Source organism: Pseudomonas sp. Kh14 (genome assembly GCF_900291005.1).
GTDB classification, from domain to species: domain Bacteria; phylum Pseudomonadota; class Gammaproteobacteria; order Pseudomonadales; family Pseudomonadaceae; genus Aquipseudomonas; species Aquipseudomonas alloputida.
Window position 1 is genome coordinate 73,988 of record NZ_OLKJ01000029.1, and the last position, 18,376, is coordinate 92,363.

Consider the following 18,376-nt stretch of genomic DNA (forward strand, 5'->3'; position numbering starts at 1 on the left):
CATCAAGGACAGCAACATGACCGAACGTTTCAGCCAGTCCCTGCGCCGCCAGAACGAGCCGACCTGGTCGGCGGCCGTTGGCCACCGTTTCGTGACCCGATTGTGCGACGGCAGCCTGCCTGACCCGATCATGGTCGACTACCTGGTTCAGGACCACCGTTTCCTCGACAGCTTCGTGACCCTGCTAGGCGCGGCCATCGCCACCGCTGACACGTTTGAAGCCCGCCTGCGCTTCGGCCGCTTTGCCGGGATGATCTGCAGTGACGAGAACACCTACTTCCTGCGTGCCTTCGAGGCCTTGGGTGTCAGCCCGGCGCAACGCATTGAACCGGCCGATACCGCGCCTACCGCTGGTTTCAAGGCGATCATGCGCGAAGCGGCAGCCACCCGTTCCTATGCAGCGGCACTGGCGGTGCTGAACGTTGCCGAAGGCCTGTACCTGGATTGGGCGCTCAACGCGCCGAAACCGATGCCGGACAACTTCGTCCATGCCGAGTGGATTACCCTGCATGACAACCCGGCATTCCAGGCATTCGTCGCTTTCCTGCAGGCCGAACTGGACCGCGTCGGCCCGCACGAGGCCGCATTGGCAAGTGACTTCTACCAGCGCACGGTGGCGCTGGAGCTGGCTTTCTTCGATGCAGTGTACCCAGAGGGCAAATGAGCATGGATATCTTCGAGCGCCTCAAGGCCGCTGCCACACCACAATGGAACAACTACGTAGACCATGACTTCGTGCGGCAGATGGGCGAGGGCACGCTGAGCGAGGAAGCGTTCCGGACCTACCTTGTGCAGGATTACCTGTTCCTGATCCAGTTCGCCCGCGCCTGGGCGTTGGCCGCCTACAAAAGCCGTCGCCCGGCAGACATTCGTGCGGCGCAGGCCGGGCTGTCGGCGATCCTGGATGAAACCGAGCTGCACTTGCGCCTGTGCGCGCGCTGGGGCTTGACCCAGGCAGACATCGAGGCCGCACCAGAGCATCAGGCCACGGTGGCATACACCCGTTATGTGCTGGACTGCGGCGCAGCCGGCGACCTGCTGGAGCTGCATGTGGCACTGGCACCTTGCGTGATCGGCTATGCCGAAATCGGCCGGACCCTTGCCGAGCGCATTGGCGACTTGAGCAATCACCCCTACCGCGAGTGGATTGGCGAGTATGCCGGGGAGGGCTACCAAGGGGTGGCCGCAGCAGCGCGCAAGCACCTGGACGAACTGGCAGCGCGCAGCATGACCGAGCAGCGGTTCGCCGAACTGGCAGGCATTTTTGGCCAGGCCTCCAACCTGGAGGCTGATTTCTGGCAAATGGGGTTGGACGGGACCGCGTAAACCGCCGTGGGCTGGGTGATTACTACCCAGCCCAGGCCCGCTTTGGTGCATGGGCGCCTCAAAATAAGTCGTCCCGCACACTCCAGATCGTCAGATCGCAGCTTTAATGTGCACAGTGCATATGGATTTTTGGGCGAACAGCCCGATTTCTTCCGGGTGGCGGCGCAGGAAAAAGCGGCCCGCATATTGCTCTTTCTGCTCCCAACTACAAACCCGGAGCCCCCGTGCAATGAGCTCACCCAGCGAATTTCCCCTCAGCGAAGCCCCCCAGTCCGCCCGCAAGGGCCTGCTGCCGATCGCGATGGTCTTGTTCAGCTTTACCTTCTTTACCGGCACGATGTTCGCCGGCGGCAAGCTGGGCATGGCATTCAGTTTTGTCGACATGCTGTGGGTGGCTACCCTCGGCAACAGCCTGCTGGCCTTGTATGCCGCAGTGCTGGCTTTCATTGCCTCGCGCAGCGGGCTTAATACCGTGTTGATGGGGCGCTTCTGTTTCGGTGAAGCGGGTAGCCGGCTCTCGGACTTTCTGCTGGGTTTTGCCGAACTGGGCTGGTATGCCTGGGGTACGGCCACGGTGGCCATCGTGCTGGTCAAGCTGCTGGGGCTGGCGGATGGCTTCGGCATGCCATTGATGGTGCTGTTCGGGCTGGGTTTCAGCATTACGGCCATCATCGGGTTCAAGGGGCTGGACCTGTTGTCGCGGGTGTCGGTGCCATTGATGTTCGTGCTGCTGTTGGTGTCCATGTACATCGCCACCCGTGATGCCGGTGGCTTTGCCGGCCTGGCTGCAGTCGTCCCGCATGAAACCATGACCTTTTCGGCGGCAGTGACCATGGTCTTCGGCACCTTCGCCAGTGGCGCCACCCAGGCCACCAACTGGACACGGCTGGCACGCAGTGGCCGGGTAGCGGTGATCGCCAGCGTGGTGGCATTCCTCCTTGGCAACGGCCTGATGGTGGTGGCCGGGGCGTGGTGCGCGATGGTGTATCAGCAGGCCGATATCGTCGACGTGATGATGCTGCAGGGCCTGTCGTTCGCAGCCGTTGTGATGTTGTGCCTGAACCTTTGGACCATTCAGGGTCCGACCATCTACAACGTGTCGGCCGCAGCCTGCCACTTGTTGCGCAGCGAGCGCCGGCGCACGGCAACGCTGGTGGCGGCCGGGGTTGGCATTGTGCTGGCGATGGGTGGCATGTACGAAATGCTGATCCCGTTCCTGGTGCTGCTGGGGTCGATCATTCCGCCGGTGGGTGGGGTGATCATGGCTGACTTCTGGTATCGCCACCGCGGCAAATACCCGGCACTGGGGACGGCAAACCTGCCACGCTACAACCTCACCGGGCTGTTTGCCTATGCCGTGGGCGCTGTACTGGCCTATGCCTCACCGTGGGTCGCGCCGCTGGTGGGCATCGCCGCCTCGGCAGTGTGCTACATCGTCATTCTGGAGCTGGGCGCACGCCGCCGGGCTCCCGGCCAGGCGGGCGTCGAACCGTGAGCCTGGCGCTGGACGAGATCCTGCAGTTGCCCGGCTTGCACGAGATGCATGTGCGGGCCGGAGCGCGCAACCTGCAACGGCGGGTACGCTGGCCTTACGTGGTGGAGAACGAGGGTATCGCCGAATGGGTGATGGGCGGTGAACTGGTATTCGTCACCGGCATCAACCACCCGCGCGGCGAAGCCAACCTGCTGAGCCTGGTGGAGGATGGCGACGCCGTGGGCATTGCCGGCATGGTGATTCTCACCGGCGGCAGTTTCATCCAGAGCATCCCGGCGCCCGTTATCGCGCGCGCCGATCAACTGGGCTTGCCGCTGATCGAACAGCCCTACGCACTGAAGATGGTGGTGGTCACCCACCTGATCGGCACTGCACTGGTGCAGATGAGCCAGGTACGCCGCTCGCGCAACGACATCCTTGGCCAACTGCTCACAGGCGACTACCCGAGCCTGGCAATTGCCCGGCAGCGGGCAGCACACCTGCAACTGGCGTTGGATAAACCGCGGCGCCTGCTGGCGTTGCGCCTGACGGGCGTGGACGCCTTGTTCGAGCGCCACGGGCTGGCGCACGGCGAGCGTACCTGGCAGGCCACCCGGCAGGCCCTGGAAGACCAGCTCGAAGCCTGGTGCCGCCAGCGACCCGGCAGTGTGACGGCGCAGTTGCCGGGCGACCTGTTCGTGGTGCTGCTGGCCGATACACACGACTTACCCGAGACGTTGGGCGCGCTGTACCGGCAGTTGCAGGCCGCCACAGATGAACTGGGCCTTTACATGGGCTTGTCGAGCCTCGCTGACGATTGCGCGCACTATCGCCAGGCCCTCAACGAGGCACGCCAGGCGCTGGATGTGGCGCAGCATCTGCGCCCGGCCAGCGGCTATTGCAACTTCAGCGAGCTCGGCGTGTTGCGCCTGCTGCAAGGTATTGTCGACCGCTCGCTGGTTGACGATTTCGTCAGCCGCACCCTGGGTCCGCTGATCGCCCCTGGCCGCAAACACGCCCATGCTTTGGTGCATACCCTCGACGCCTTGCTCATGGAAAATGGCAACGGGCTCAAGGCCGCACAGCGTTTGGGGTTGCACCGCAACACGATCAATCAGCGCATCCAACGCATCGAACAACTGAGCGGGCAGTCGCTGGACGACCCGCTTTTTCGCATGAATGCTTCGGTCGCCATGCTGGTATGGCGCATGAGCGAAGCCCACGGCAAGGAGTAACAGCATGAACATCATCAACGCACGCCTGCGCGGCAAGCCTGGCCTGTTCCGCGTCGAACTGAACGGCGAGCGCATTGCCGCCATCGTGCCCCAGACCGACGTCGTGGCGCCCGCTACGGTCAATGACCTGGACGCCGGGCAAAACCTGGTGGTCGCGCCCTTTGTCGAGCCGCACATTCATCTTGATGCCACGCTGACCGCTGGTGAGCCGAAGTGGAACATGAGCGGCACGTTGTTCGAAGGCATTGAGCGCTGGTCGGAGCGCAAGGAAATTACCACCCACGACGACATCAAGACCCGTGCGAAAAAAACCATCGGCATGCTGGTGGACCACGGTATCCAGCATGTGCGCACCCATGTTGATGTGACCGACCCGAAACTCACCGCGCTCAAGGCCATGGTCGAGGTACGTGACGAAGTGCGTGAGCTGATCGACCTGCAGATTGTCGCCTTCCCGCAGGAGGGCATCGAGTCGTACGCCAACGGCCGGGCGCTGATGACTGAAGCCGTGGCGATTGGCGCCGACGTCGTCGGCGGCATTCCGCATTTCGAAAATACCCGCGACCAGGGGGTATCGTCGGTGAAGTTCCTGATGGACCTGGCCGAGCGTACCGGCTGCCTGGTGGACGTGCACTGCGATGAGACCGACGACCCGCAATCACGCTTCCTCGAAGTGTTGGCCGAAGAAGCGCGGGTACGCGGCATGGGGGCCCGGGTCACGGCCAGCCACACCGTGGCCATGGGCTCGTATGACAATGCGTATTGCTACAAGCTGTTCCGCCTGCTCAAGCTGTCGGGCATCAACTTCGTGTCGTGCCCGACCGAGAGCATTCACCTGCAAGGGCGCTTCGACAACTACCCGAAACGTCGTGGCGTTACCCGCGTGGCCGAAATCGACCGCGCCGGCATGAACGTGTGCTTCGGCCAGGACTCCATCGTCGACCCGTGGTACCCACTGGGTAATGGCAATATCCTGCGCATTCTCGAAGCCGGCCTGCACATCTGTCACATGCTCGGCTATGAAGACCTGCAGCGCTGCCTGGACCTGATTACCGACAACAGCGCCCGCACCCTGAACCTGGGCGAGCGCTATGGCATCGAGGTGGGGCGGCCGGCGAACCTGTTGCTGCTGTCGGCGCCGGATGATTACGAGATGGTGCGCAGCCAGGGGCACGCGTTGGTGTCGGTACGCAATGGCAAGGTGCTGATGCAGCGCACGCCAGCGCAGGTGCAACGTTTGCGCTGACGCTGTGGTCGCCTCAGGTGCACAGGGCGGCCAAGGCGTGGCTTGCGACTTGTGCATCCTGCACTGCCACACCGGTCAGGTCCGCCAAGGTAATCTGGCTGTCGTGCTCACGCCCCTTGGCACGGCCAGCCAGCAGCGAACCCAGCTCGATCAGCTGGTGAGCATCGATCCGGCCACTGCCGAGGGCATGGGCCACTTCGCCGTACTGGCTGCACTGGGCGATGGAGTCGACGATGATGCGGTCCGCCCTTGCCACCAGTGCCGGGTGCAGTTCCTGCTTGCCGGGCGCATCGGCACCGACGGCGGTGATATGCGTACCCGGCTGGACCCAATCGCTGTGCAACAGCGCCTGGCGAGAAGGCGTGGTGCAGACGATCAGGTTTGCAGCGCCCGCAACCTCGGCAGCATCCTGCGTGCTGTGAACCCCGAAGCCCAGTTCGCGGGCAAATGCGGTATAGGCCGCAAGCCCGCGTTCATGCCGGCCCCAGACAATCACCTGGCGGCAATCGGTTACCGCGCGAAGCTGCTCAAGCTGCATCTGTGCCTGCATGCCGGTGCCGAGGATGCCAATGGCCTTGACCTTGGCCGGCGCCAGCAGCCGGGCGGCGATACGCCCGGCCAACGCGGTGCGCATGGCAGTCAGCCAGCCTTGGTCCTGCAGCAGTGCCAGCGGCTGACCGGTGTGTGCAGACAACACAAGCATCAGGCCATCATTGCTCGGCAGGCCTTTGGACGGGTTGTCGTAGAAGCCGGTCGAAAGCTTGACGGTGAAGGTCGGGCTGCCTTCGATGTAGGCCGACTTCACGCAACAGTCACCGTTCGCGCCCTTGAAAGCGAAGCCCTGCACGGGCGGCACCTGCACCTTGCCTTCGGAGTAGGCGATAAAGCCTTCCTCCAGCTGGCTTACCGCCAGCTCTGGGTTGAAGCGGGCGATGATCTGCGCCTTGCTGAAGACCTTCATTGAACGGCCTCGAGGAACTTTTCCAGCAGGATGTTACGGCCACACAGGATCACCGCGACACGCTTGCCCTGATAGCGTTCTGCGAGCTTTTGCATGCCGGCGACCGCAACCGCTGCAGCGCCTTCGATGATCCAGCGCTCACTGCTGGCGATGTCGCGCATGGCGCAGCGGATTTCGTCCTCGCTGACCAGCACCGTATCGGTGAGCAGCGCCTGGCAAAGCGGGAAGGTGATGGAGCCTGGCTCGACGCCACCTGCCGTGCCATCCGACAGCGTTTCGCTGGCATCCACTTCGATGATTTCACCGGCCTTGAGTGATTGCTGCAGGGTTGGGTCATTCGCCGGCCAGCAGCCGATGATCTCAGTGCCCGGCTTGAGTACGCGCAGGGCGGCGCCGATGCCGGAAATCATCCCGCCACCGCCCACGGCGACGAACACCGCGTCCAGGTCTGGCGCCTGCTCGAACAACTCCATGCCTATGGTGCCCTGGCCGGCAATGACTTGCAGGTCGTTGTAGGGGGACACGAAGGGTACGCCGTGGACCTTGGCTTGCCTGGCTGCTTCCAGCTCTGCACTCAGCGGGTCGGTGGGCAGGCAGACCACTTCGGCGCCCAGCGCGCGCATTGCCTCTGTTTTGTATGCCGATGCGCCCGTGGTGGTGTAGACCTTCACGGGCACGCCAGCCATCTTGCCGGCCAGGGCCAGGGCCTGCCCATGGTTACCGGAAGAGGCGGCTATCACCCCCTGCTTGCGCGCCTCGGCCGGCAGTAGGCGCATCTTGTTGCTGGCACCGCGAAACTTGAATGAACCGGTGTGCTGCAGGTGTTCGCATTTGAGCAGCACTTCACAGCCGGTCAGTGCCGACAAACGAGGGCTGTGCAAGAGCGGGGTAATGCTGACGGCCGGGCGGAGCGCCACATGGGCGTCCTGAATGTTTTGGTACAGTGTATCAAGGTACTGGGCATCAACGGACGGGGTGGCTGGCATGACGGGTCCTTGCAGGCTCGTGGATAATTTGTCCACCATAGAATAATATTCCACAAACAGCAAGGGCGTGTGCCTACAGCCAGGCAATACCTGCTAGGCCCTGACTTCCTTCAGGTATTTGTACACAGTGGCCCGCCCCATATTGAGGACGTTGGCAACGTAATCGGCGCCGCTGCGCCCCTCAAATGCACCCTCGGCGTGTAAGGCCAGTACGAGGTTGCGTTTGTCTTTCATCTTCAAGGTCTGCAGCGACAGGTTATGCGCTTGCAGCCACGCTTGCAGGAAGGTGTTGATGCGCTCCTGCCAATCGTTGCGGAACAACGCATCCGGTTGCGGCTCCAGCCGGCTCATCTGGAAAAACGCATCCAATGCCACACGCGCCTGTTCCAGCACCGACACGTTCAGATTGATGCACATCAGATACTCGGCTTCGCCTTGCGGATTGTGCAGCACAGTGCTGATCGAGCGGACCTTCTGACCGTTCCAGTTCAGCTTCTCGTAGGGACCAAGGTTGGTACCCTTCAAAAGGTCACCCAGTTCTGAACCGAGTGCCGAATCATCGCCGAGCTTGCGATGTGAGAAATTATTGGCGATATGAACGATTGTCTGGCCGCGTATCTCATGAATGACGACTTCCGCGTGGGGGTACAGCAGCAGGGCAATGCTTTCAGCGATTGCCTGGTAATTTTCCAGTGTCATGCATTAGCCAATGGTCTGTTGAAGAATGCCTATGGTGGCCCTGGAGAATCCTGGGCACAAGACGGAGCTTTACCGGGTCAGGATCAAGGCCTGGCTGCGAGCCGCTCGCCTCGGCCATTACTGCGTCAGCAGCATCCCAGGTCCTCCAGTGGCATCCGCGGCAGGGGAGCGACCTCGCCTTGGCCTGGCTCCGCCACTTGCTGGTGGAACAGACCAAGGCGTTGGCTCAGAGCTGAAGATCGCCGCTGTCGCCGATCAGCCCGAGCGCTTCGATGGCCAGCAGCGCGCACCGCTCATCGTTGTCCGAGGTATCTCCACTGACGCCGATCGCGCCCAGCAAGCGGCCTTCTGCATCGCGCAGAAGAACGCCGCCGGCGACCGGAATCACCTCGCCACCGGTGAGGCTGTTGATGGCATCGAAGAACACCGGCATGGTCTGGGCGCGGCGCGCCAGTTCCCGGCCGCCGAAGCCCAGGCCCAGGCAGCCGCGGGCCTTGCCGGTGGCGATCTGCGGGCGCAGGTAGCTGGCCTGCTCATCGCGCAGCACCGCCAACGGGTGGCCGGCGCTGTCGAGCACCGCTGCGGCCATAGGCTTCAGGTTCAAAGCGCGTGCCTGGTGCAGGGTCGCGACGGCCAGTTGCACTGCCAGTTCGAAGTTGAGCGTTGTCATGCTCACAGCCTCCATTTGCCGAGTTCGGACACGCGGTCGCGGGTGTAGAGGTCGGTCCATTTCAGCGAATTGAAGTCCGACACCTGCTTGGGGTTGTAGGCGGTGCGTTGCAGCCGTACCGGCTCGCCGGCCTTGTACACCGCCTGCAGCCGATCGCGGTCTTGAAGGATGCGGATGTCGTCCAGGGGCGAACCGTCGAGCACCAGCAGATCGGCCTGTTTGCCCGGTTCCAGGGTGCCGAGCGTCTCGCCGCGCGGCATCAAGCGTGCGCCGACATGGGTTGCGGCGAATAACGCTTCGGCCGGGGTGAAGTCCAGATGCCGTACCAGCAGCTCCAGTTCGCGAGCGTGCCATTCGCCATAGGGTGTGACAGCAAAGCCGCTGTCGCTGCCGCAGGCGAAGGGTACGCCGGCGGCCTTGGCACGCTTGAGTACCGGCGCGCCGAGCTCGAGGGTCCGGGCGCAGTAGGCGGCGTAGCCGGTGCTGATCGCGGGGTCATGGGGCTGGCAGAAGTCCACGGTGTTCTGCGGGAAGGTCATGGTCGGAGCGAGCACGCTGCCAGCCTCAAGCAGCGCTTCGATGCAGGCGTCATCCATGTAGAAGGCGTGGAACACTAGGTCGACGCCAGCCTTGGCCGCGTACATCACCGCTTCTCGGCCATAGGCGTGGGTAGCCACCCGGCAGCCGAGGCGATGAGCTTCGTAGACCATCTCACGGGTCTCGTCGGCGGTGAAAGCGGCGATGATTTCGCCGTTGGGGCGACGGTGAGTGCCGTCCATGGCGATCTTGATCAGGTCCACGCCGTCCTTGGCCTGCTTGCGGATCTGGGCAATGGCATCGTCACGGCTGGTGACCAGCGCGGCGGTGAAGTACTCAGGGGCGCCGACGCGGCTTGGGAACCAGTCGTTCAGGCTCTGTCGATTGGTGATCACTCGGCTGCTTGCAGCGATACGAGGGCCTTCGAACAGTCCGGCGTTGACCGTATTGCGCACGGCAATGCTGAGTTGGCCACTGTCGCCAGGGCAGACCATGGACGTCACGCCGGCAGCCAGAACGTGCTGGGCGAAGAACAGCCCCCGCAGGGCGCGAAACTCGTCGCTGGTCCAGATGTCGATGTCTTCCTCGCTCTGGGCATTGCCAAACGCCAGGTGGGTGTGCACGTCCACCAGCCCGGGCATGACGAACTGGCCGTGGGCTTCACGGTCGCCGGGTTGCGGACGGGGTGCCTCGGCGGATGGCCCGACATGGCGGATCACGCTGCCTTCGATGATCAATGTCTGTCGTTGGCGGGTGTGCAGGCCAGTGCCGTCGAACAGGGTGGAGCAGTGCAGGTGCAGGGCACTCATTGGTGAGCTCTCTCATCTTGGGGGTGGTGCAAGGCTAGGCTGTGGCGACTGCCCGGCACCAACAGATGCTATTGATGGCCAGGTATCGATGGCATCGATACCTGGCGCTCTCTGGCGCAGAAACGAGAACGGCGCCAATCGGCGCCGCCCAAGCCAGGGCCGGCAGCGCCGATCAGGCCGTGTGGCCGCCAAGGGTTTCGGCGATCCAGTCGGCGATGTAGTGCCCGGCATTGATGCTGTTGTCGAAGCTCGAATGCTGCACGCCGCCTTCACGGTCAGTGAAAATCTTCAGTTCGCGTTTCGGGCTGTTGACCAGTTGCTCGTAGGTGCGGTGTGCCCATTTGAGCGGGATCTGCGAGTCTTTCTCGCCGTGGGTAACCAGGAAAGGTACGTGGATGCGGTCGAGTACACCGTCGAGGTGTACGTTTTCGGCGATGCGCATGAAGTCGTCCAGGTCCTTCGCCCCCCAGACCCATTGCACGTGCGCCCAGTAGTGTGGCACCGGGAAGTTGCCTTCCTTCTCCAGGCGACGCTTCTGCACGTCGCGCCAGTCGTGGTTGGCGCCCCACACCACGCCGCAAGCAAAGCGCGGTTCGAACGCCACTGCGCGCGGACAGTAGTAGCCGCCCAGGGAAACGCCTTCCAGGCCGATGCGCTTGGCATCGACATCAGCGCGGGTTTCCAGCCAGTCCACTATGCGGCTGGCCCAGTGTTCGCTGTCATGGCGTGCCGTCATGCCGTGGAGGCGAAGCGCTTCGCCGGTGCCGGGCTGGTCGACAATCAGCGACGACACGCCTCGCCTGGCCAGCCAAGCAGGCAGGCCGACGCGGTATTTCATTTCCTTGGTCGAATCCAGCCCGTTGACTTGCACCAGCAGCGGTGCCGGGCCACTCACGCCTTCTGCGCGCACCAGCAGTCCCGAGAGGTGCTTGCCTTCATACGGGATCTCTACGCGCTCACAGTTCTCCTTGGCCAAATCGATGCCACGGGCGAAGGTGTCGAGGAAGCGCTGATACAAGGCCGCACGACCCGGCGCGCCGTGGGCCTGCAAGCGTTCGCAGGTGAGGTAATAGGTGGCCGCGCGGTTGTATTTTTCGCCGGCGGACAAGCGTCGGCCGGCGGTTTCGTCCTCTTCGGCCAAGCCGCACAGCTTGTCGGCCATGGTCGACCATATTTCCCGGAAGGCCTGGGTGCCGGCGGCGTCGGGCTGTTTGGCGGCTTCCTGCAGCGGTGCGCACATTTCCTCGATTTCACCCATGCGGGCACCCATTTCAATGGCCAGGTCCACCGAGAGGTTCCAGACGTAATTGGTGGGGAAGTAACGGAACATTCTTGTTGTCCTTCTGCGGTCGTGGAGTCCGGCGCCCACTTGAGCGACAGGCAGGCAGGGCGCGGTTTGAAGGCAAGGTACGCAGGCAGGGCAGGGTGGGGCCAATCGTGATCAGGGATGCGAGGTATCGCGAAACGCGATGCCCCAGCACCGTCGCGGTGTCTGGGGCGATGGTCACAGCTCAGGCGGTGGCGCGCAGAGCATCTGGCTGCGTGCTGGCGCACTGAATGACATCGCTGATGCGCTCGCGAAGCCATCTGTGCATGGGGTCGCCGTCCATGCTGCGGTGCCACAGCATGAATTCACGCATAACCGGGATCTTCACTGGCGGTGGCAACAGGCGCAACGGCAGGTAGCCGGCATAGAGTTCGGCCAGTCGGCGGTGCATGGTGGCGACCCGAACGGTGCCCACCAACAACTGGGGCAGGGTGTTGAAGTCGTTGGTGATGACTTCCAGCCGCCGATTGAAGCCGTACTGGTTCATGAACCAGTCCTCGATGCTCAAGTGGCGGTTGCGGCCAAAGCCCACCGAAATGTGGCCCATCTGCATGTACTGCTCAAGTGTCAGATGCTCGCCCACCTCGGGGTTGTCGCGCCACACCACGCAGACATGATCTTCCTCGAACAGCAGCTGCGCCGGATGGCCCTCGATGAGATAGCGCTCGGGCACGATCATCATGTCGACCTCGCCGCGCATCAGCAATTCGGCGCTACTGTCGCCTGGGCCGATCATCTCGAAGGTAATGTGCGGCGCCTCCTGATGGATTTTCTGGATGACTTGAGCGAATACCACACTGATCAGGTAGTCCGAGGCCACCAGGCGGAAGTGTCGCTTGCTGGCGGCCGGATCGAACACCGGCTTGGCCGTTATCGAGGCGCGAATGGTCAGCAGCACCTCGCGTACCGGCTTGGCCAGTTCCAGAGCATAGGGAGTGGGCTGCATCTTGCGGCCGACCTGCACCAGCAACTCATCCTCGAAAAACGTTCGCAAACGCCCCAGCACGCCACTGGTGGCCGATTGAGTCATGTGCAGGCGCTCGGCGGCGCGTGTGATGTTTTGCTCCTCGAGCAGGATGTCCAGGGCAACCAGCAGGTTCAAGTCCAGGTGGTGAAAGCGCATGGTGATAGCTCTCGGTTCTTGTAGTTATTTTCGCGATACCTTCCCGCTGCATTGCCGATACGTCAAGACCTTCAAGCCACGATACCGAGCCAACGCCACAGCACATGGGCTGTGGCCCAGGTATCGCGATTGCCGATGCCTCGCATTCTGACTCGCGATTGGTCACGCCACCCCGCCACCGAGCAACCTGCACGCCAGTCGTACGGCCGATGTGCCGCCGCGACCCACTACCGGTGACCTGCCTCGCCGAATAACAATTTCAATGGAGTGGTAGCCATGAATATTCTTGGTCTCGACGCGCTGGTGTTTGGCGTCGACGATATCCAGGCCTGTGCCGATTGCCTGCGTGACTATGGCCTCGATGCCGTTCAACTGGACGGCGACGGTGGCCGTTTCGAGGCGCTGGACGGCACCTCGATCATTATCCGCCGCGGCGACGACCCTGGCCTGCCGGCGGCGCTCGGGCCGACCCCATCGCTGCGCGAGACCGTTTACGGCGTCGCGTCGAGCACCGATCTGGCGGCCATCGCCGACGAGCTGGGCCGTGATCGCGAAGTGCGGCGCGACGCCAGCGGCGCGTTGCACACCTTCGACGACCTGGGCTTTGCCATTGCCTTCCAGGTGACCTGCCGTCGCCCCTTCGACGCGCCGGCCGACCTTACCAACGCCCCCGGTAGCGCACCGCAGCGCCCGATCAACCAGCTGGGCATTGCCCCGGACATGCCGGCGTTGCCGCGCACCTTGTCCCACGTGGTGTACTTCGTACCCGATGCGGCCAAGGGCGAAGCGTTCTACCGCGATCGCCTGGGCTTCGTCACCACCGACAGCTTCATCGGCGTCGGCCCGTTCATGCGCACCGCCGCCATGGACGATCACCACTGCCTGTTCATGATCCAGACCCCACCGCACATGCAGGGTTGCGAGCACTTCACCTTCCATATGGGCAGCGGCACCGAGGTCCTGCTGGCCGGTACGCGTTTCCAGCAGCAGGGCTGGACCAGCTTCTGGGGCCCTGGCCGACATCTGCTGGGTTCCAACTGGTTCTGGTACTTCAACAGCCCGCTGGGCTGCCACATCGAGTACGACGCCGACATGGACAAGCACGATGACGCATGGGCGGCGCGTCAGGCGCCGATGTCGGCCGACAACTCGCAGCTGTTCCTGTTCGCCTCGCGGGAGAAATGGGCACCCAGCGGCCCACCTGCGAAGCAGAGTTGAAACATGGCGTGGGTGGAGCTGTGCCGGCTCGATGAGCTGGGCGAGGGTCAAGCGCGCGGTTTCGACCCACAGGGCAGGGGCGCGGACAGCCTGTTCGCCCTTCGGTACCTGGGCCAGGTACGCGTCTACCGCAACCTGTGCCCGCATTTGATGGTGCCCATGGAGTACCGCAAGAACCGCTTTTTGAGCGCCGATGGCCAGTGGATCGTCTGCTACGCCCACGGCGCGCGCTTCACGCCCGAAGACGGCACTTGCGTTCACGGCCCCTGCCGAGGCGAAGCCTTGGAGGCACTTGATCACAAGGAAGCGGACGGCTGGCTGCTATTGCCGCTGGAGCAGCTCGATCGCTGACCTATCGCGCCGCGCGATAGGTCGCATCCCGCGACGCGATTGGTCATGGACCGGCGCAGGCGGGAAGCTGTGCATAGGCACAGGAAACGGCCGCCCTGCATGACGGGGCGCACAACAAGAACAAAACGTGAGACATGCCATGAATACTGTGAACAACGTGTTGATCGTGGGCGGTGGAATTGGCGGGCTGTGTGCCGCCATCGCCTTGCGCCGCAACGGCATCGCCGTCGATCTGGTCGAGCTGAAAACCGAGTGGACCGTCTACGGTGTCGGCATCATTCAACAGAGCAATGTGGTGCGCGAGATGCACCGGCTGGGCCTGCTCGAAGCCTACCTTGATGCCGCCTACGCCTTCGAGGACGTGGCCATCTATACCACCGAAGGGCAGCAACTGGCGCGCATCCCAGGCCAGCGCCTCGCCGGTCCGCAGTATCCGGCCAATGTGGGTATCTCGCGCCGCGCCCTGCACAAGGTGTTGAGCGAAACTGCCATCGAACTGGGCACCCAGGTGCGCCTGGGCACCTCGGTGGAAAGCTTCGAGCAAGACGACAGCGCAGTGGACGTGTTGTTCACCGATGGCAGCCAGGGGCGCTACGGTCTCATGGTCGGCGCCGACGGGTTGTTCTCGAAAGTCCGCAGCGTGCTGTTCGGTGATCGTTATCAGCCGCGTTTCACCGGGCAGTCGGTGTGGCGCTACAACTTCCCGCGTGCGGCAGGTATCGACCACCTTGCCAACTACCAAGGGCCCTCTGGCAACGCGGGGCTGGTTCCGCTGGCCGATGACCTGATGTACCTCTTCACCACCTCCCACGAGCCGGGTAACCCCTGGATGGAACCGGCCGCTTTGGCTGATGGCCTTCGCCAGCGCCTGGCCGGTTTCGGCGGGCTGATCGGCGAATTGCGCGAGCAGATCGTCGACAACGCCGGGGTCGTTTACAAGCCGCTTGAAGCGGTGTTTGTCGACGAACCCTGGTACTGCGGTCGAGTGCTGCTGATCGGGGATGCCGCCCATGCCACCACGCCACACCTGGGGCAGGGGGCTGGCATGGCCATTGAGGACGCCGTGGTGCTCGCCGAAGAACTCACCGCGGGTGGCAGCCTCGACGCGCAATTGCAGCGTTTCATGGGCCGGCGTTTCGAGCGCTGCAAGTTCATCAGCGAAATGTCCCTGCTGGCAGGTGTGAAGGAGATCCAGCGCGATCCTTCCTTCGACCGCATCGGCCTGGTCAAGCGCATGCTGGAGGTCACCGCGCAGCCGATCTGACTCCCCGTACCCGGCACGCCCTGCCTTGTCGGCGCGCCGGCCCTATGCCAACACCGACGCACAATAAAAAGAAAGAGGAAACCCCGATGTTGACTCGCAAAGGTGCATTCACACGGCCGTTACCGGCGCTCAAGCCCCTCAGCCTGGCGCTTGTCGCGCTGGCCGCAAGCCAGGCGCAGGCCTTCGAATTCGATACCGGCAACCCCGACCTGCGGGTGCGCTGGGACAATACGCTGAAATACAGCGCCGCCTGGCGTACACAGGACGCGAGCAGCAAGCTCACCGAAGGGCAGACCGCGCTGAACCTGGACGACGGTGACCGCAACTTCGACAAAGGCCTGATCTCCAACCGCCTCGACCTGCTGTCGGAACTGGACATTACTTACAACAACGTCGGCGCACGGGTCAGCGGCGCGGCCTGGTACGACGATGTCTACAACCAAGGGACTGACAACAACGACCCTGGCCGTGCCAACAGTTATTCGGTCGACTACGACGCGTTCACCGACGACACGCGCAAGCTGCATGGACGCAAGGGCGAGCTGCTCGACGCCTTTATCTTCGGCAAGACCGAGATCGGCGACATGCCGCTGTCCGGCCGTTTGGGTCAATACGCCATGCAGTGGGGCGAGAGCCTGTTCTTTGGCATGAACGGCATTGCTGGCGGCATGGCTCCGGTGGACGTGGTCAAGGGGCTGTCGGTACCCAACACGCAGTTCAAGGAACTGATCCGTCCGGTACAGCAGATTTCCGGACAACTCCAACTGACGCCGGATGTGTCGGTGGGGGCCTACTACCAGTTCGAGTGGGAGGCCAACCGCCTGCCGGCAGCGGGTAGCTATTTCTCCACAGACGACTTCTTTGGCGATGGCGCCGAGCGCATGTTCGTCGGCGCGCCGGTGTTCCCCGGTGGCCAACCTCTGGCGTTCTTCCACGGCAACGACAAGCAAGCCAAGGACTCAGGGCAGGGCGGCATGCAGGTGCGCTGGCGCACTGAGACTGTCGACTGGGGCCTATACGCCATCCGTTTCCACGACAAGTCACCGCAACTCAACGTACGTCCGGACTTCGCCAACCTCGACCCGGTCAGCGGCAAGGCCGGCGAGTTCTACTGGGTGTATCCCGAGGGTATCGAGGCGTTCGGTGCGAGCTTCTCCACCACCGTTGGCAACTTCAACCTCGCCGGTGAGTTGTCAACGCGCTGGAACCAGCCGTTGGCCTCGACCAACCAGCATGCGTTGGCCGTGGGCGAGGCGATCGACAATGACGATAACCCGGTTTACGCCACCGGCCGCACGCTGCACGCCAACGTCTCCTGGCTTGCCAGCCTGGAGCCGAACTTCATCGCTGCCGAGTCGAGCTTCCTCGGCGAAATCGCCTGGAACCGGGTGATGAGCGTGAGCAAGAACGCCGATGCCGTTGACCCTAACGCCGACCGTGACGCCACCAGCCTGCGCCTGGTGTTCGAACCGATGTACCGGCAGATCTTACCGGGTCTCGACCTGTCGGTGCCGATCGGCGCGAGCTACACCAACGGCGCGTCGATGGCGCTGGGCACCGGTTTTGGCACCGATCATGGCGGTGACCTGAACATCGGCCTGAAAGGCAACTACCTCAACACCTGGAGTTTGGGCCTGACCTACACGCACTACTACGGCCCGGAGAACACCTTCCTCGACGCCGATAACCACTACACCTTCGAACAGTCGCTCAAAGACCGCGACTTCATCGCCTTCACTGTCAGCCGCACCTTCTGACCGAGGACCACCCGATGAAACACAATAATAAAGTCGTTTCCCTGCTCACTGCCCTGAGTGCCTCGCTGCTATTGGCCCACGGCGCCGTTGCCGCAGTGCCCGCCGAGCAGGCGGCCATGCTCAAGACCAGCCTGACCCCGCTCGGTGGCGAGCGGGCCGGCAACGCGGATGGCAGCATTCCTTCCTGGACCGGTGGCTACATCCAGGCCGACCCGGCCTACAAGGAAGGCGGCAAGCGTGGCGATCCGTTCGCCAGCGACAAGCGGCTGTTGAGCATCACCGCGCAGAACATGGCGCAGTATGCCGACAAGCTGACGCCGGGCATCCAGGCGATGCTGAAGAAGTACCCGGACAGCTATCGTCTCGACGTCTACCCGACGCGCCGCAGCGCTGCCGCTCCACAGTCGGTGTACGACGCTACCCTCGCCAACGCCACCAGCGGCAAGCTGGTGGACGGCCCCGCCGGCCCCATGCCCGAAGGCGCATCCGGCGGCATCCCGTTCCCGATCCCGGCCAATGGCGTGGAAGCCATGTGGAACCACCTGCTGCGTTGGCGGGGTGCGTCCTGGCACGCCAGCTTCAATCAGTACCTGACCACCGCCGACGGCAAGCACGTGCTCACCAATGACTCGCGGGCCGATTTGCAGATGCCCTGGTACCTGCCCGGTGGCAGTGGCGACAAGGGTGTGTTCTGGTCCATCCGCATGACCAACGACGGCCCGCCCCTGCGTGCCGGGGAGGCCATTACCGGCCTTGAGAACCTCAACGCCGACAAAGCAGCGGTCTGGACCTACCTGCCTGGTCAGCGCCGTGTGCGTCGCCTGCCCAACGCCTGCTGTGACACGCCGACCCCGGCCACCGCCGGCGTCATGAGCTTCGATGAGCTGTACGTGTTCAACGGTCGTCTCGACCGCTTCGACTGGAAGCTGGTGGGCAAGAAGGAGATGTACATCCCCTACAACGCCAACAAGGTGTTCACCGCCAGCAACGCCGAGGCGCTGCTGGCCCCCCATCACCTGAACCCCGACGCCATCCGCTGGGAGCTGCACCGTGTGTGGGTGGTGGAGGCGACGCTGAAGAATGGCCAGCGCCATGTGATGCCGCGTAGCACCTACTACCTCGACGAAGACACCTGGGCTGCCGTGCTGGGCGAGCGCTATGACGCCCGCAACCAGTTGGCCAAGGTGGTCTGGACCTCGCCGGTGGTGCTGCCTGACCTGCCGGGCGTGGTGACCTTGACCAACGGCTTCTACGACCTGCTCTCCGGTGCCTGGTTCGCCGGTGACCTGTTCGCAGGCAAGAACGAACAGTACCGCATCGTGCCGCCATACAAGGACTCGGTGTTCACCGCCGACGCCATGGCCGGCGAGGGTGTGCGCTGAGCAGGCGCGCT

The 18,376-nt window shown here is 63.4% G+C and carries 17 protein-coding genes; 10 read left to right on the top strand and 7 right to left on the bottom strand.

The features are described from left to right. The first annotated feature begins 16 nt into the window (after positions 1–16). The 5 genes from FQ668_RS15080 (at position 17) to codA (ending at position 5,281) form a co-directional block, all read left to right on the top strand. The gene (locus FQ668_RS15080) at positions 17–664 is read left to right on the top strand and encodes a TenA family protein (protein ID WP_014590992.1); all 648 of its coding nucleotides are present in this window, start codon (positions 17–19) and stop codon (positions 662–664) included. After that, entirely contained in the window at positions 661–1,326 is a 666-nt protein-coding gene (tenA, locus tag FQ668_RS15085; protein WP_019438632.1) for a thiaminase II, read from the top strand. The genes FQ668_RS15080 and tenA overlap by 4 nt, the downstream gene beginning before the upstream one ends. A gap of 229 nt (positions 1,327–1,555) precedes the next feature. Continuing rightward, a complete protein-coding gene (codB, locus tag FQ668_RS15090) occupies positions 1,556–2,821 on the top strand; it encodes a cytosine permease (RefSeq protein WP_014590990.1) in 1,266 nt (421 codons plus the stop codon). After that, entirely contained in the window at positions 2,818–4,035 is a 1,218-nt protein-coding gene (locus FQ668_RS15095; protein ID WP_019438631.1) for a PucR family transcriptional regulator, read from the top strand. Before codB ends, FQ668_RS15095 begins: the two co-directional genes overlap by 4 nt. 4 nt (positions 4,036–4,039) lie before the next feature. Then, positions 4,040–5,281: a cytosine deaminase gene (gene codA, locus FQ668_RS15100; protein WP_014590988.1), complete on the top strand. Its 1,242-nt coding sequence runs from the start codon at positions 4,040–4,042 to the stop codon at positions 5,279–5,281. A gap of 13 nt (positions 5,282–5,294) precedes the next feature. Here codA and FQ668_RS15105 read toward each other — a convergent pair whose 3' ends face one another. The 7 genes from FQ668_RS15105 to FQ668_RS15140 all read right to left on the bottom strand — a co-directional run bounded on the left by FQ668_RS15105 (position 5,295) and on the right by FQ668_RS15140 (position 12,393). Continuing rightward, positions 5,295–6,242: an ornithine cyclodeaminase family protein gene (locus FQ668_RS15105; protein ID WP_019438630.1), complete on the bottom strand. Its 948-nt coding sequence runs from the start codon at positions 6,240–6,242 to the stop codon at positions 5,295–5,297. Further along, positions 6,239–7,228, bottom strand: coding sequence for a threonine/serine dehydratase (locus tag FQ668_RS15110; protein ID WP_014590986.1), 990 nt, complete (start codon positions 7,226–7,228; stop codon positions 6,239–6,241). The genes FQ668_RS15105 and FQ668_RS15110 overlap by 4 nt, the downstream gene beginning before the upstream one ends. Before the next feature lie 93 nt (positions 7,229–7,321). Continuing rightward, positions 7,322–7,927, bottom strand: a complete 606-nt coding sequence (locus tag FQ668_RS15115; RefSeq protein WP_019438629.1) for a transcriptional regulator — start codon at positions 7,925–7,927, stop codon at positions 7,322–7,324. A gap of 226 nt (positions 7,928–8,153) precedes the next feature. Beyond that, positions 8,154–8,597 carry a heme-binding protein gene (locus FQ668_RS15125; protein WP_019438628.1) on the bottom strand — a complete coding sequence of 148 codons (444 nt, stop codon included), beginning with the start codon at positions 8,595–8,597 and terminating at the stop codon, positions 8,154–8,156. Between the two features lie 2 nt (positions 8,598–8,599). Further along, positions 8,600–9,943: an amidohydrolase family protein gene (locus tag FQ668_RS15130; RefSeq protein ID WP_019438627.1), complete on the bottom strand. Its 1,344-nt coding sequence runs from the start codon at positions 9,941–9,943 to the stop codon at positions 8,600–8,602. A gap of 172 nt (positions 9,944–10,115) precedes the next feature. Then, the gene (locus FQ668_RS15135; RefSeq protein ID WP_014861071.1) at positions 10,116–11,273 is read right to left on the bottom strand and encodes a S9 family peptidase; all 1,158 of its coding nucleotides are present in this window, start codon (positions 11,271–11,273) and stop codon (positions 10,116–10,118) included. Between the two features lie 181 nt (positions 11,274–11,454). Beyond that, positions 11,455–12,393, bottom strand: coding sequence for a LysR family transcriptional regulator (locus tag FQ668_RS15140; protein ID WP_019438626.1), 939 nt, complete (start codon positions 12,391–12,393; stop codon positions 11,455–11,457). A 276-nt stretch (positions 12,394–12,669) separates the two neighbouring features. On the opposite strand from FQ668_RS15140, the gene FQ668_RS15145 reads away from it, so the two are divergent. The 5 genes from FQ668_RS15145 to FQ668_RS15165 all read left to right on the top strand — a co-directional run bounded on the left by FQ668_RS15145 (position 12,670) and on the right by FQ668_RS15165 (position 18,365). Continuing rightward, on the top strand, positions 12,670–13,611 hold the full coding sequence (locus FQ668_RS15145; RefSeq protein ID WP_019438625.1) for a VOC family protein: 942 nt from the start codon (positions 12,670–12,672) through the stop codon (positions 13,609–13,611). A gap of 3 nt (positions 13,612–13,614) precedes the next feature. Next, entirely contained in the window at positions 13,615–13,962 is a 348-nt protein-coding gene (locus FQ668_RS15150; protein WP_019438624.1) for a Rieske 2Fe-2S domain-containing protein, read from the top strand. A gap of 139 nt (positions 13,963–14,101) precedes the next feature. Beyond that, positions 14,102–15,226, top strand: a complete 1,125-nt coding sequence (locus FQ668_RS15155; protein ID WP_053867987.1) for an FAD-dependent oxidoreductase — start codon at positions 14,102–14,104, stop codon at positions 15,224–15,226. Positions 15,227–15,312: 86 nt separating this feature from the next. Beyond that, positions 15,313–16,983 (top strand): DUF1302 domain-containing protein, encoded by a 1,671-nt coding sequence (locus FQ668_RS15160; protein ID WP_019438622.1) that lies wholly within the window; start codon positions 15,313–15,315, stop codon positions 16,981–16,983. 14 nt (positions 16,984–16,997) lie between these two features. Then, positions 16,998–18,365: a DUF1329 domain-containing protein gene (locus tag FQ668_RS15165; RefSeq protein ID WP_019438621.1), complete on the top strand. Its 1,368-nt coding sequence runs from the start codon at positions 16,998–17,000 to the stop codon at positions 18,363–18,365. Positions 18,366–18,376 lie beyond the last annotated feature (11 nt).